Raw genomic sequence first — 15,377 nt, forward strand, 5'->3', positions numbered from 1 at the left:
ATTCGCTTGCTCTATATGGTCAATCTTTCTTGTCTTAAAGTTACAGCCGTCCGAATTGCTTCAGGAAGGTCAGATCGCTATTGTAGAAATGACGGATATCATCGACACCATACTTCAGCATCGCGATACGTTCTACGCCCATTCCAAATGCAAAACCACTGTATTTCTCCGGATCGTATCCACCCATCTCCAGTACTTTCGGGTGAACCATACCGCCGCCCAAAATTTCAAGCCAGCCTGTTTGCTTACATACGCGACAGCCGCTGCCGCCACATTGTACACAAGTTACATCCACTTCCGCACTTGGCTCTGTGAACGGGAAGAAGCTTGGACGCAGACGAATTTCTGTGTGGGAACCGAACATTTCGCGCACGAATTGCAGCAGGGTTCCTTTCAGATCGCTCATACGAATATTTTCGCTGATGACCAATCCTTCAACCTGGTTGAATTGGAAAGAGTGCGTCGCATCGTCATCATCACGGCGGTATACTTTACCTGGGCAGATGACTTTGACAGGCACTTCGCCCTTCATGCTCTGCATGGTACGTACTTGAACCGGAGATGTATGGGTACGCATCAACAAGTCTTCAGTAACATAGAAGGAATCCTGCATATCGCGCGCCGGGTGATTCTTCGGCAGATTCAATGCTTCAAAGTTGTAATAATCCATTTCGACTTCAGGACCTTCCGCAACGCGGTATCCCATACCGATGAAAATATCTTCAATCTCCTGTACCACTTTGGTCAGTGGATGCAGTCCGCCTTGACGTCCACGACGTCCTGGCAGAGTCACATCAATTTTCTCGGATTGCAGACGCTTCGCCGTCTCTTCCTTCTGGAACTGATCCTGCTTGCTGTCGATGACTTCCTCAATGGCAGCCCGAACATCATTGGCTACTTGACCAATAACTGGACGTTCCTCCGCACTAAGTGCACCCATACCACGCAAAATTTCAGTTAATGCACCCTTTTTCCCCAAATACTTCACACGCAGATCACTGAGCGTCTGCGGATCATTCACACCAGACAACTGCTCCAGCGCTTCGATCTTCAATGCCTCTAAACGTTCTTTCATGTGTAATTGCCCCCTTTTTGTGGTGTTTTTGCAACAAAAAAAGGCCTTCTCTCCCCTGAAGGGACGAAAAGACCGTGGTACCACCCTTGTTAGACATCCATTGCTGCGTGGCCCTTCTGGCCTGCAACTGGTTCTGTCTCACTTTGTACGGAATAACGACCGTTAACCGTTTGCCCCTACTGTTGCCTCTGTGTCTGCACACAAACAGGTTCAGGGAACCGCTTCGGAGTGAATTTCGGCAGCCTTGTTCTACAGAAACGCTCTCAATCCACGGCGCTTCCTCCCTGTCCAGAGGCACTGCTTACTTATCTCCATCATCACGTTTACTTAGTTTACCTATATCGATGTAATCATCGATGATCGTTCATAATTATATGCAAAATAGATCGAAATAGCAAGCCGTCCATGTTCTAATTTATGCTTGCACCCTTATCTTTCAATTGTTTCAGGCGCTGCTGGATTTCGCGAATCTCAGCTGCCTCGACTGCTCGCTCATTCGAATGCTCAGGCTGTGTCAGACTTTCTTTTCCAGCAGTGCTCACAGGAGACAGCAACTCCGATAGGCGCATCTCCAATCGTAACCGCTCGTCATCGGATTCCCGGGTCTCCAGCGCCACCTCACGAAGTTTGGTGGACTGCTCCCAATCCGACACTCCTCCTTCAAACAGAGTTGCTGTGCCACCAGCCTCCAGATCGCATAACCGATTCGCGAGTGACTTCGTCAGCATCCGGTCATGAGATACAAGCACCAAAGCACCTGAAGCCTGTTTTAATACATTTTCCATGACTTCCTGGGTATCGATGTCCAGATAGTTCGTTGGTTCGTCCAGCACCAGCAGATTCGCTCCGCCAAAATACAGTCTCAGAAATGCCACTCTGCACTTTTCACCCATGCTCAAATCTCCAATGCGCTTGAACACATCATCTCTGGAAAATAGGAAACACCCCAGAATGGTACGTGCCGCACTTTGTGTCATGGATGGAAGGGTAAGCAAGCTGTCCAGCAGCGTCAGATTTTCGGGAAGCCCTTCCAGCTCCTGTGAAAAGTAACCGATTTTCAGTTGCGGATGCCGTGTGACCTTGCCTTGCGAAGGCTCTAGTTCACCAAACATCAACTTCAGCAGTGTTGTCTTGCCCGTTCCATTAGGGCCCCGTACAGCAAGCCGATCTCCGCGTTCCACAGTAATTCGAAGATTGCGCAGCAATGATTTGTCTCCCGTATATGAAAAACTCACCTCTTCCAGCGCAAGCAGCTGGCGTGCAGCCAGTGGATTCATCTGTAATTCCATGTTCAACTTTGCAGCTTCACGAGGTTTATCCACCCGTTCCCGCTCCAAACGCTCCAGCTGTTTTTGTTTCGCATGGTAACGTGAAATATTTTTGTTGGCTTTGGCCTTGTAGAAGCTCTGGGTGATCTTCACCTCTACATCGGTCGCCGAATTATGCGCTTTATGGAACCATTCCTGATAATTTCGAATCGTTTCTTCCAGCGCCTTACGTTCCAATTCCTGCCTGCGGTAGATCGTTTCCTGTTCGCGTAATTCACGCTCTTTGTGGATCTTGTAGTCGGAGTATCCGCCCTTGTATTTGGTCAGGGCATCTGGACTGAACTCAATGACTCCTGTTGCTACCTGATCAATAAACGTACGATCATGTGATACAAATAACAGCGTACCTTCATATGAGGATAACCACTCTTCCAGCCAGCGCATGCTTCCCTCATCCAGATGATTCGTTGGTTCATCCAGGATCAGGAATTTGGGTTTGCTGACAAGCAGCCCCGCCAAACGAGCCTTTGTTTTTTGTCCACCACTCAAGGAATGATAGGGTCTATTCCAATGCTCTGCGGATAATCCAAGGCGGGTCAGTACTTTCTCTACCTCAGTCTCCCACATATAACCGTTCAACTGTTCATATTGCTCCATCACTTGTGTATAAGCTGCAAGCAGCTCTTCATCCGCTTCAGTGCTCATGCTCAAACGTTGTTCCAGTTCTTCCAAGTTCCGTTTCACTTCATAGATCTGACCGCTCTCACGCCGGACCGCATCCAGTACATTCATCCCGGTCTCAATCTCCGAGCGCTGGCGCATGAAACCCCATTCCTGCTGAGGGATATGACGTTCAATCCGTCCACCACCATGCTCCTCACCCAAAATGATGCGTAACAACGTTGTCTTGCCGCATCCGTTGCGACCCAAAATGGCGAGTCGTTCGCCCTCATTAATCTCCAAATTTAATCCTGTAAACAATTCAATACCGTTCCACTCTTTTGATACTTCATGTAAGCGTACCAATGTCATCATGAGGCTTCATCCTTCCTGCATCCTTTTTGCTGAACAAAAAAAACCGCTGGCATCAGCCGGCGGTTTGGCAATTCAGGGTTGGATCAAGCATTCAAAGACAGATCTAAGGTAAGCTACGGCATGAACAAAGAAACCCAAAATACAGGGTACACGTAAACCTCAATGGCTTACTTGCTCCATACCTTTTCCCATAGCTGAATTTGGACACACGAATCCCCTCATTGCTCAGCCGCTCTGGCTGACTGCGTCATAAAACCGTCTGCAGTTAACTGGGGTTCAATTCATGTGTTTTACTTCATGGGACGTATGGTTACCTCTCATTCATGTGTAGTATCAATTTCTCCGTTATTGTACCAGATCATTGTAAAAAAGCAAAGGGTATATAAATTAAACTAAAGAATACTTACTACTCTCCACTCCGAAGACAGAACAATCTTCTGCTCGCTGTTACCACCGAATTTTCTTTTAGGGCAATAGAAAAAGCCCCTGCATCGCAAGGGCTCCGGTACTGCTTCGGTAAGCGGGTGATGGGAATCGAACCCACGCTATTAGCTTGGAAGGCTAAAGTTCTACCATTGAACTACACCCGCATGATTGAAGATTTATTGTTAAGTTCCTTAGGAATTTAACAGTGATTTTACAAATAATAATATACCATGATCCTCTATAGCATGCAAGTTATATTTCCCATTTTTTTCATTACGCATCCATCAAAAAAAGCAGGAGCACCCTCGCGCCCCCGCTGTTCCCTATCCTGTAGGCTTATCCACATCTCTCAAAAACTGCTTTTCAAATTCAGCGGCTTTAATCGGTTTGCTGAAGAAATAACCCTGAGCCTCGTGACAGTGTTGATTGCGAAGAAAGACCATCTGATCTTCGTTCTCCACGCCCTCAGCTGTGACTTTCAGTTGTAAATGATGCGCCATTGAAGTGATGGTAGATACGATCGCGGCGTTATTGCTGTCCTCCATGACTTCATTCACAAATGAACGGTCAATCTTGAGCCGATCAATTGGCAGATCCTTCAGATAGTGCAACGAGCTGTATCCCGTTCCAAAATCATCAATACTGATATGCACACCAATTTCTTTGATTTTGCGCAACTGTTCGAATGACCGGTCTTTATCAAATGTCATGCTCTCTGTAATCTCCAGTTCAAGCCATACAGGCTCTAGTCCCGTCTCTTTGAGAATGCCATTGATATTGTCCAACAAATGGGAGTGCCTGAATTGTCTCATCGACAGATTCACTGAAACACACAGTTTACGATAACCGGCTTCCTGCCACTGTTTGTTCTGTGCACACGCTTCACGAAGCACCCATTCGCCAAGTGGCACAATGAGCCCACTCTCTTCTGCCAGAGGAATAAAGTCCGCCGGAGATACCGAGCCTCGTTGCGGATGCTGCCAACGCACCAAGGCTTCCATGCCAACGATTAGCCCACTTTGCAGATTAACCTGCGGCTGGTAGACCAGGTAGAACTGACCTCGATCCAACGCCTTGCGCAGATCATTCTCAAGCTGCAAACGCTCCTGTGCCTTCATCTGCATCGCATGGGCAAAACGATTCAGTTCCATTCCTTGTTCCTTAGCACTGTGCAAAGCCGTATCAGCATTCTGAATAATCTCCAGTGGTGACTCCCCATCATGTGGGAAAATGGCCATCCCAATTCCAAGTGTCAGATGATACTCATTGCCATCAACCAAGACGGGCTTCTCAAAAAGTTGCAAAATGGATCTTGTCCGACGCAACGCTGTATCGGTTGAACTGAAATCTGTCATCGTTAATGCAAACTCATCTCTTCCCAATCCAAAGACTTCTTCTCCTGGAAGGGACAATTGTTTCAGTCGTTGACCTACCTGACGCAAAACACGGTTAGCTGCTTGCTGTCCGAGCGAATCATTAATGGTTTTGAACCGATTAATATTCAGGACCAATACACCAACAAGCTGTTCCTGCACCACGGCATCATCCATCATCTTTTTCAACTGCTGTGAAAGGCGACGACGGTTTGGAAGTCCCGTTACATCATCATGATGAGCAATATAGTTCATCTTGGCTTCCGCGACCTGCTGTTGCAGGAAAGGTGTGTCCACTACGGACGTATACAGCCCTTTTTGAATGAAAAAATATGCCATACAATTACTCAGCAATCCTAATAATAGATTGAGATCGTTCACCCCAGTTGCTGAAACAAAATAACATTCACCAAAAAAGAAACACAGAATGCCACATAGAATGGTTGGTAAATCACCGTCTTTGTTTTTTTTCCATTGTACAAACAAAAGAACTGCAATAATGCCATAGAGCAATCCAACCATAAGATGAACTCGGGTGAAGATACCACCAAGCACTTCCCCATCAAGCATACTCGGCAACATGCTCCATTCCTGAATAGCCAGTATGTACAAAATAACAAAGGTACCCAATGTCCCACTGAACAGTAAGAATTTGCGTGGTAATGCAATTTCTTTCTCATTTAAGGTATACACGAGCAGTAAACCTACGGAACATACCAAAGATCCCATAGTTGACATCATTAAGGAGAACTCCGATTCCATCATGGCTCCATTTGGAATCTCTTCTGCAAATGAAACGATATGAACCAGTTCAAACAGACCAATCAATAAAAAGAGTGTTGTCAATAATGTCCTCCGAAGAGTTAGCTTCTGTGTCCGAAACAACCAGCTTTGATTGTAGATGCCGATACAAGCCGCTGCCGCAGCAAATCCACCCAAGAGTGTCAAAACCGGATAACCCGATATGATCAGATCAGAGCTTGAAGAAGAACGAAACCATTGACTTGCGAGGAAACATAATAAGCCGCCCACAGCGACCCAACTTATTTTTCTCTGATCTTGCAGATTAACCTTCATGCCGTGTTTTCCTTCCCGGGATCACCTATCCTGAATTACATTAACCAAACTCAACAACTTACTACACGATTCGACAAAAAAACATATTAACCAACGTTCAATTCACATGCATACACATGCTATCTGGTACATAATAACATTTAATTTTGTATACGTGAACTAAAAAATAGTTACTCCTAGGAATATTTATTCACAAATATATAGAAAAACAAGGCATTAAGAACTAAAAAAACATGGATCTCCAGTTAGAGTCCATGTTTTCCTATTTTACAACTGTATTTCAGACTATATTACTTATCAAAATTCACTTCTGGTGTTGTTAATTTATCATAGAAATCAACAACCTTATCCTTGTCTTCCGATGAGCGAATCGCCATTGCTGAACGTGGATGCTCGTCCAACGCACCTGTAATCATGTAAGGCAGAATGTAACCCCATTCTTCTTTTTCTCTGAGCGGAACCATCAACTGTTCCAATACACCAAGTACTGGACGCAGATTGTATTTTGTTCCTTTCAGATGAGCTACGAGCAATTCGGTTGGACAGTTTCCAGCAGCACGGCCCATACCATACACAGAAGCATCAAGCAGTTCGACGCCAAGTTCTGCCGCAACCAATGTGTTAGAAAACGCAAGTTGCATATTATTATGTGTGTGAACACCAAGACGTTTGTTAGGCAAGTGAGTCTTGAACTTCTCTACCAGATATTTCACATCATTATGGTCCAAGCTACCGTAGGAGTCTACAATGTAAACAACATCCACAGCGCTTTCTTTGATCAATTCAAATGCTTCCAGCAATTCATTCTCCATAACATTGGAGAGTGCCATAATATTAAGTGTAGTTTCATATCCACGATCATGGAATGTTTGAACCAGTGCAAGTGCCTTGTCCACATCTTTGCTGTAGCAGGCAACCCGGATCAGATCCAGCATGCTCTCACTGCGAGGCAAGATATCATTTTCGTCCACACGTCCAACGTCAACCAGTGCAGACAGTTTGGTATTTCCTTTTTGAGGAATAACTTTACGCAGGAAATCATCGTTCAGGAAACGCCATGGTCCTGCTTCCTCGGCACCTTTAAGCAACTTCGGAGAGTTCTTATATCCAATTTCCATATAATCAACGCCAGCTTCATTCAATCCAGCATATAGCTGTTGAACAAAGTCCACGCTAAAGTCCCAATTATTCACCAATCCGCCATCACGGATCGTACAATCTACAATTTTGCAATGATTTGTCTTCATTAATGTCTGCTCCTTTTCTGACCAACTTGTGTATTCCTCTCATGATACTTGAACGTGACAAGAAAAGTAAAGGGATTCCGGACTTATTTACTTCGATAAGATCTCCAGATTCGGTCAATCTCAACCATATCGGAACGATCGGGAGCTTTCTCTCCATAACGGACGGCATTATACGTATCTGGCAGTCTCGCAGACAGCTCATCTTCTTCTACCTTCATACCATTCTGAATAATGGTCTGTGCAGCCTCCAGCGGAGTGTGCGTCCCCTGTATTTCCACGCCTCGATGAGCGGCTCTTTCAATCCAAGTCCGATAGTAATACCGAACACGTTCAGCATCCTGTGCAGGTGGCGCCTCTTTCTTGCGAAACCAATTCTTTCGGACTTTTGCTGGCGCATCAAGCGTCTCACTGACATCGATATACTCCGTCCGTGGTTCTGCCTTCTTTTCACCTGGTTGTAACATCCCCTTGAATCGGTCCATAAGTCTGTTTATCGTTTTTTGTCCCAACCTCAGAAGCAGCCACAGAATTGCTCCTGCTACAGCACACATCACTACCCATCCGAGGATGTTCCAGAAGACTGAGGGCTCGGATGGCGGCTCTCTCCAGTCATTCGGTATATTTAGCGGCTGATTGGGGTTGTCCATTGGTAATCGTGGCTCCTCGCCGGAAATCGGACCAAACCATCCCCTGATCCATGCGAGCAAGCGATCACGTAGCGGTCCCAGCCAGGCAGCCAGACTTGGGAAAGCACCAATCGCGACGATAACAATAAACATCCACATGAACCGCTGATGATTCGCACGTGCAAAATCTCTTAATACCAATCTTCTCTTGCCGTCATTGAGTATTGCCTGATCCAGTTGCAGCATATATCGTCCAACCAACCAAAAGGCAAAGCTGATCACTCCCGCAATATAGATCCATAGGGTATAGGTTCGTATCGGCTGCATGAATTCCAACGAATTCGAAGCAATCATAAGCACGATTGCACTGATTACACCCATAATCTGCAAGCGCCATAACAACACTGAATGAAAGACTGGCTGGAAGGTCAGACCTGTATAAGCCGATATGACTCCACACAGTACCAATGTGATGATATCCGGCAACGGGAGAATAAGGCTCATCCCAACAACGAGTGCGAAGAGAAATCCTATGACGAGTGCCGCTAGTCCACGAATGAGTGTACTTTTCTCGCTAAAACCTGGAATTTTATGCTGAATGAACTGTCCCAACCAACCTACAAGAACAACCAGGATGAATAATGTGTACGGCAAATGTTCCATTGCGTAGAATGAAGCAAGCGTAAATATCGGAAAAAGATATATGCCAGCCATCAAGACGGCAAGCATTGCTATGAGTCCTGTGGTCGTCGCTACCGGTCTGTTCCTCATGCACTCACCGCCTTCGTATTACCCTTCACGTCCTCTACCGGGAGAATCGTTACACGATGTCCTTGTTCGTGCAGACGTGCAATCTCGTGCTCCATAGCGGCAGATACATAGGATGTAATCAGCAGATAGCTGCGGATTTGCTGTGCTTCTTCATTCAGACGTACTTCATCATTCAGGAATTGCTCCATGGGCACCATGCATTTCAACTCTGTCTCAGCCATAGCTTCCAGTAACCGTTCCAGATGGGGCGTGCCATAATCCGGCTCAATCCGAAGTGTATCTCGGCCTCCACCCACATGATAACCATTATGGGCGAAACCTGCTGGCAACCCTCTACCGATGGCATCCACTGCAGCCGTGGCAGCGTAACGAAGTGCCCGTTCAATCTTTTCCGGTCGAGTAACAACACTCCACATATCTGCAGATTCCTGAATATTGACTACAATCCAGGATTGCGGATCAGCCGTCCATCCCTGCTTGTAGACTTGTAATTCACCTGTACGTGCACTCGCTTTCCAGTGAATACGATTCATGGGGTCCCCTGCACCATAAGGCCGAACACCCAGGATCAAGAAAGGATCTTCAACGATCCATCGTGATACTTCCACTTCTCCCTGCCATACCTGATAAATTGCAGGAAGATCCTCTGCATTCACTAATGAAGGATACACGATCATAGACATTTGCAAAGGAATCGGTTTGGTGGAACGCCACACACCAAAGAGATCCCCACCTGTCATCGTTGCTGTATTTAATGGATAAATCCCACGCTGAGTACATGTAAAAGGATGCTTGCGCGTAATACGAGTAAACGGTTTTAACGTAAAAATACTCTTATGGTTCTGATAAATCTCGCCTTGACTAATATCCATACCTGAGCCGGAACGAAATACAAACGACACTGGCATCATCGATTCAAGTCTGAGCCACGGTACGGAGACTCGTTTCTCATTCGATATCGTCTCCACCATCTCAAGTTCATCTCCAGCGTAACAACGTAGCTTGCTGAATTGTCTGCTGTACCTGAGTTTTCGCAGTGCAGGTCGTCCAAACCACACACCATGTATAACAACGACAATGCCTCCAACAAGGACAAGCCATAATAAGGCCATAAGATTAACGCCCGCTTGTAGCGAGATTCTCCGTAGGCACTTCTGTCTGATTCAGAAGTTCCTGGATGATACGCTCCGCCAAGCCCTCTTGTTGTCTGATCCGGTTACGGAATACCAGTCGGTGGGCCAGCACAGGTTCCGCCAGTACTTTAATATCATCAGGCAAAACAAAGTCTCTGCCATGCAGTGCAGCCCATGCCTGACTTGCCTTGAGTAATGCCTGAGCCCCTCGTGGACTTACGCCAAGCGAGAGCTCGGGATGTTGCCTTGTCGCTTCGGTTAACTGAATGATATATCGTAGCAGATCTTCGTTGATCTGCACTGTTTTATACGTATCCTGCGCCTTCAAAAGTTCTTCACGACTGATCACTGCTGAGAGATCATCAACAGAACGACTGGCTACCGTACGTCTCAAAATTTCTACACTCTCTTCACTGCTTGGATAACCCATGCGAATTTTCATCATAAAACGATCCATCTGCGCTTCTGGTAGCGGAAAAGTTCCTTGGTTATCTACAGGATTCTGGGTGGCGATAACGATGAATGGCCGTTCCAGCTGTCTCGTTGAACCGTCGATACTGATCTGACGCTCTTCCATGCACTCCAGCAAGCTTGATTGTGTACGCGGTGTAGCACGGTTAATCTCATCGGCTAGTACAAGATTGGCAAACAAGGGGCCGGGTCGGAATTCAAAATCCCCTTCTTTTTGATTAAAAAAATGAATTCCTGTTAAGTCAGAGGGTAGCAAGTCCGGTGTAAACTGTATCCGTTGGAATGTGCAGTCCAATGAAGAGGCTACCGATTTGGCGAGCATCGTTTTCCCAGTACCCGGTACATCCTCCAGCAGCACATGTCCTGACGCTATGATCGCTGTCATCACCAGCTCTATCGTATGCTCTTTTCCCACAATCACTTTTCCCACGTGATCCATCAGTTGTTGATTCATTCGTTCCATTCCTTGGATTTCCATCTGCATCTCATCCTTCCGTTATGGAGCTTATGTATTCGCATTCATTACTAACTATAACCGTTATTGGCAACATAAAACAAAGGAGTTGGCAAATGGCCAACTCCTCGACTCCCCGCTTTTCTCAATATACCAAGGGTAACATAATTATAAACCGCGTGCCTTCGCCCTTTTTGCTATCCACAGAGATGGTACCTCCATGGTTCTTGATGATCCGGTAACTCACCGAAAGTCCAAGCCCCGTTCCGCTCTCCTTGGTCGTGAAGAATGGATCAAACAGACGTACAAGCGTGTTATGGTCCATCCCATGACCGTTATCCGCGATGGAGATCTGCACGAACTTGTTTTCCGTGGCGGTAGATATTCGAATTAGACCCGTATGTTCTTCGCCAACTTCCTCAATGGCATCCATTGCGTTTTTCACCATATTCAAAATAACCTGCTTAATCTGTTTGACATCAATGGACACATTCAGCGGGGCATCCCCTTCATCCAGTACGATCTCGCATCCCTTCATCAACCCTTCGCTTTCGGTCAGCAAGACCACCTCTTTGAGCAAAGAGTCGACGGATATCACGGTCTTCTGTGGAGCTGACGGTTTGGAAGAATTCAAAAATTCGTAGATGATGTCATTCGCCCGATCAATCTCCGTCAGTATGATTCGAGCGTACTCGTCTTTGCCGAGCTGCAGCAAATGGGGCCTGAGCAGTTGGATGAACCCACGGATTGCAGTCAACGGATTACGAATTTCATGAGCAATAGATGCTGAAATTCGCCCCAGCATCGCAAGTTTGTCATTTTGATAAGCGGTCTGTTCAATTTGTTTATAATCAGATACATCTTTGACGCTGAACAAGAAGTCGCCATCCATCTGATCACCGTACGTCACAGTAACCAGCCAATGCCTTCCGTATTCATCAATCAATTCATGATAGCGCTTACGATGAAAAATAGTTTCCCGATAGATACGTAAAATTTTCTTTTTCTTGAATCGGCTCATCTGCGGATGATGCAGCATTTGCATCAGGGTGCAGCCGCTCAACAGACTTCTTGGAAGTTCCAACAACTTTGCCATCTGAACGTTAATAAACGTCAATACACCGTGACTGTCAAACAACATAATACCGCTATCCAGATGTTCCAGTACATTCTCGTACTTGTTGTTATCCAGATGCACAGGCGGGAAACCATCCGTTGGTTGAGGCACTGTATCCTGAAATTCACTAATCATGTCAGGTTCCTCCTTTTCACGTAAATGATAAACTTGCCATTCGGACATCATATCATCACAGAAACAGGAAGGGCCGATTTTATTTTTCATTACCGGTGCCCTTTCGTTGGGGGGCTGAGCCGAAAATATGGATGGCATGGCCGGAACTCAAGCTGGTCTATTCCCGGTAACCAACAGTCGATCCGGAAAATCATATACGTTTGTCCCATTCTGACCTTCTCCTATTCCCAAACACGAACATTTTTTGCTCCGCCTCTTTTGCAAGTCTGTTTTTATCATAGACAAGTTTATAGAAGAGAGTCAATCGGAGAAAGTGTCGAATGGAAATTATTTTAAAAAAAACCTCGAATTAGTTCCAGAACACAGCACAAAAACGAAGCCGTTTCACCCAGTAGGCAAATCAGCTTCATTTTTAATATCTTTAATTGGTGATATATCCGAGATCATCTATAGTCCGGTCTTATTATGCTGAATTTTCAGTCTGCGCTGACTCATCACAGCTAATCGACGTTTAAGTTCGCTTTCCCACTTCTCGTCTTTGGTTTCCTTCGCGAGCCTGAGCAAATCCAGAGCCATATCAATCTGGCGCTGCACAATGACCATGGCATCCTCGCTCTCACGGTTTACACAGTTTTCAAAAATCGCATCCTCATCTTCTGTAACATAATCTTGAAAGTCGATCTCGGATGCACCGTCTCCATGCGCATATTCAGCCAGGATTTCGTATTCGTTTTCCACTTTATAATGCACCTCAACCCGGTGACACACCGGGCAAAACAGCAGGGGAACATTATGAACCTGGGTGCGGTAATGCTTCAGCGTGCCCTTCGTTCCAACCATACTTGCCCCACAACAGTAACTCATTTTTGTTCACCCTCCTTATTACGTGCCGGGACTTTTTTGTTAAAATGCCATCCCGTACACTTACAGCACTTCCAAAAAGGAATAGTTCCATCAGTGTATCACATTCATGTACAGATTATAAATGCAGAGCACCGGAATATTTACCGGGTTTCCATACCCTATTCGCCTTAAAGGCCATCAATTCCTCTTTCAACAGATAAAAAGAAGACTTTCTTCTAATATATTATTAACACGCTTAGCTGCTTGTTCAAACACTTTTGATTAACTTCGTGATAACTTCCGCCAAAAGGGTGCAAAAAGCCCTCAATCCCTAACGGGATGAGGGCTTGAACAAAAACCGTTCAAGTTAATCTGGCTTACAGGTTAGTGTCGCCTGGTTTCCAGTTCATTGCACACAATCCGCCGGATTGCAGTGCTTGCAGTACGCGAAGTGTTTCTTCAACACTACGGCCTACATCGTTGTGGTTAACCACTTGATATTTCAGTTCGCCTTCTGGATCGATGATGAACAGACCGCGCAATGCTACGCCTTCTTCTTCGATCAGAACGCCGTAATCTTTAGCCACTTGCTTCGTGATATCGGAAGCCAGCGGGAAGTTCAATTGACCCAGACCATTGCTGTCTACAGGTGTATTGATCCATGCTTTGTGGCTGTGTACGGAGTCTACGCTCACGCCAAGAATTTCTGTATCCAAAGCTTTAAATTGCTCGGAAGCAACGCTCAAAGCTGTAATTTCAGTTGGGCACACAAATGTGAAGTCCAAAGGATAAAAGAAGAATACAAGCCATTTGCCACGATAATCGGACAGTTTAACGGAACCAAAGTCTTGTCCGTCTCCCGATACTGTTTCCATTGCGAAATCCGGTGCTGGTCTACCTACCAAACGTTCTGCCATAACTAAAAATTCCTCCTTTGGGATTATGTAAGCATCCTTGCGGATTGCTCATCATCAAGAAAAACGCGTACGCTTTTCCTGTAATTAAAATAATTTGATACTTGATAACAAGTACAAGTAAAATGTTATCATCCGGACTTCCCAAAGTCAAGATTATAAACATTATTTTTTTATAATCATTATAAATAAGGATTTTTCGTGGCAAAAATGACAAAGGAACAGCCCTCTGTACATTCCATAACTGGAAACAAAGGGCTGCCTGTAGTTGGTAATATAATTACGCCTGTTTTTGAATAGCCGCCACGATCAAATCGCCCATTTCGGTCGTGCTGATCGCTGTGCTCTTGTCTACAGCAATATCACTCGTGCGGTGTCCTGCGTTCAATACATCCGACACAGCTGCTTCAATAGCATCCGCACCTTCTGCATAACCAAAGGTTGTACGGAACATCAACGCCAAAGAGAGAATGGTTGCAATCGGATTAGCGAGGCCTTGACCTGCGATATCCGGTGCAGAACCGTGTACCGGCTCATAGAGTCCGAAGCTGCCCTCTCCCAGTGATGCAGATGCGAGCATACCGATGGAACCTGTCAACATCGCTGCTTCATCACTCAAGATATCTCCAAACATGTTTTCCGTTACGATGACATCGAAGCTGGACGGACGACGCAGCAATTGCATCGCGCAGTTGTCTACCAGTACATGCTCCAGTTCAACATCCGGATAATCTGGTGCTACCCGGTTCACAACTTCACGCCAGAGACGGGAAGTTTCCAATACGTTGGCTTTGTCTACAGAAGCCAGCTTTTTGCGACGACCTTGCGCAATTTCGAATGCCTGACGAACGATCCGCTCCACTTCTGTTACATTATATGCACAAGTATCTACTGCCTCTTCACCCTGTGCACTTTCACGTCTGAACTTCTCTCCAAAGTAGATACCGCCTGTCAACTCACGTACCACCATCAGATCTGTACCTTCAAGTACTTCCGGCTTCAGAGTTGAAGCATCCTTCAAGCAATCAAATACGACAGCCGGACGCAGGTTGGAGAATAATCCAAGGGCTTTGCGAATACCCAGCAAACCCGTTTCCGGACGAAGCTCCTTGCTGTTATTATCCCATTTTGGACCGCCAACCGCTCCAAGCAGGACTGCATCTGCACTTTTACATACGCTCAGTGTTTCTTCAGGAAGAGGTGTTCCCTTCTCATCAATTGCGATTCCGCCAAACAATGCATGTTCTGTCTCAAAACGATAACCGAATACTTCCTCTGTACGTTTAAGAACTTTCTCAGCCTCAGCTACGACTTCAGGGCCGATTCCGTCACCTGCAATAACTGCAATTTTTTTCACGTCTGCCATTGGGTTGTCCACTCCTTATATTTCATTCATTAATTATTCATAAAGT

The 15,377-nt window shown here is 45.8% G+C and carries 11 protein-coding genes and 1 tRNA gene; all 12 read right to left on the reverse strand.

The window, feature by feature from the left end:
- Positions 1 to 40 precede the first annotated feature (40 nt).
- Positions 41 to 1,075, reverse strand: coding sequence for a phenylalanine--tRNA ligase subunit alpha (gene pheS / locus ACDJ59_RS17080; RefSeq protein WP_047842255.1), 1,035 nt, complete (start codon positions 1,073 to 1,075; stop codon positions 41 to 43).
- A 410-nt stretch (positions 1,076 to 1,485) separates the two neighbouring features.
- On the reverse strand, positions 1,486 to 3,378 hold the full coding sequence (abc-f, locus tag ACDJ59_RS17085) for a ribosomal protection-like ABC-F family protein (RefSeq protein WP_413404356.1): 1,893 nt from the start codon (positions 3,376 to 3,378) through the stop codon (positions 1,486 to 1,488).
- A gap of 519 nt (positions 3,379 to 3,897) precedes the next feature.
- Positions 3,898 to 3,968: transfer RNA gene (locus ACDJ59_RS17090), tRNA-Gly, on the reverse strand.
- A 159-nt stretch (positions 3,969 to 4,127) separates the two neighbouring features.
- Positions 4,128 to 6,254: an EAL domain-containing protein gene (locus tag ACDJ59_RS17095; RefSeq protein WP_413404358.1), complete on the reverse strand. Its 2,127-nt coding sequence runs from the start codon at positions 6,252 to 6,254 to the stop codon at positions 4,128 to 4,130.
- Between the two features lie 290 nt (positions 6,255 to 6,544).
- Entirely contained in the window at positions 6,545 to 7,501 is a 957-nt protein-coding gene (locus tag ACDJ59_RS17100) for an aldolase catalytic domain-containing protein (RefSeq protein ID WP_047842252.1), read from the reverse strand.
- Between the two features lie 83 nt (positions 7,502 to 7,584).
- Positions 7,585 to 8,898 carry a DUF4129 domain-containing protein gene (locus tag ACDJ59_RS17105; protein WP_413404360.1) on the reverse strand — a complete coding sequence of 438 codons (1,314 nt, stop codon included), beginning with the start codon at positions 8,896 to 8,898 and terminating at the stop codon, positions 7,585 to 7,587.
- On the reverse strand, positions 8,895 to 10,010 hold the full coding sequence (locus ACDJ59_RS17110) for a DUF58 domain-containing protein (protein ID WP_036669763.1): 1,116 nt from the start codon (positions 10,008 to 10,010) through the stop codon (positions 8,895 to 8,897). The genes ACDJ59_RS17105 and ACDJ59_RS17110 overlap by 4 nt, the downstream gene beginning before the upstream one ends.
- A gap of 4 nt (positions 10,011 to 10,014) precedes the next feature.
- Entirely contained in the window at positions 10,015 to 10,980 is a 966-nt protein-coding gene (locus ACDJ59_RS17115) for an AAA family ATPase (protein WP_017689647.1), read from the reverse strand.
- Positions 10,981 to 11,101: 121 nt separating this feature from the next.
- Positions 11,102 to 12,208, reverse strand: a complete 1,107-nt coding sequence (locus ACDJ59_RS17120) for a PAS domain-containing sensor histidine kinase (protein ID WP_036610143.1) — start codon at positions 12,206 to 12,208, stop codon at positions 11,102 to 11,104.
- Positions 12,209 to 12,655: 447 nt separating this feature from the next.
- Positions 12,656 to 13,072, reverse strand: coding sequence for a hypothetical protein (locus tag ACDJ59_RS17125; RefSeq protein WP_017689649.1), 417 nt, complete (start codon positions 13,070 to 13,072; stop codon positions 12,656 to 12,658).
- A gap of 356 nt (positions 13,073 to 13,428) precedes the next feature.
- Positions 13,429 to 13,968, reverse strand: a complete 540-nt coding sequence (locus tag ACDJ59_RS17130) for a peroxiredoxin (protein ID WP_036610146.1) — start codon at positions 13,966 to 13,968, stop codon at positions 13,429 to 13,431.
- A gap of 277 nt (positions 13,969 to 14,245) precedes the next feature.
- Entirely contained in the window at positions 14,246 to 15,331 is a 1,086-nt protein-coding gene (leuB, locus tag ACDJ59_RS17135; protein ID WP_017689651.1) for a 3-isopropylmalate dehydrogenase, read from the reverse strand.
- Positions 15,332 to 15,377 lie beyond the last annotated feature (46 nt).

It is taken from the genome of Paenibacillus amylolyticus (assembly GCF_047302515.1).
In the GTDB taxonomy this organism is placed as follows: domain Bacteria; phylum Bacillota; class Bacilli; order Paenibacillales; family Paenibacillaceae; genus Paenibacillus; species Paenibacillus amylolyticus_G.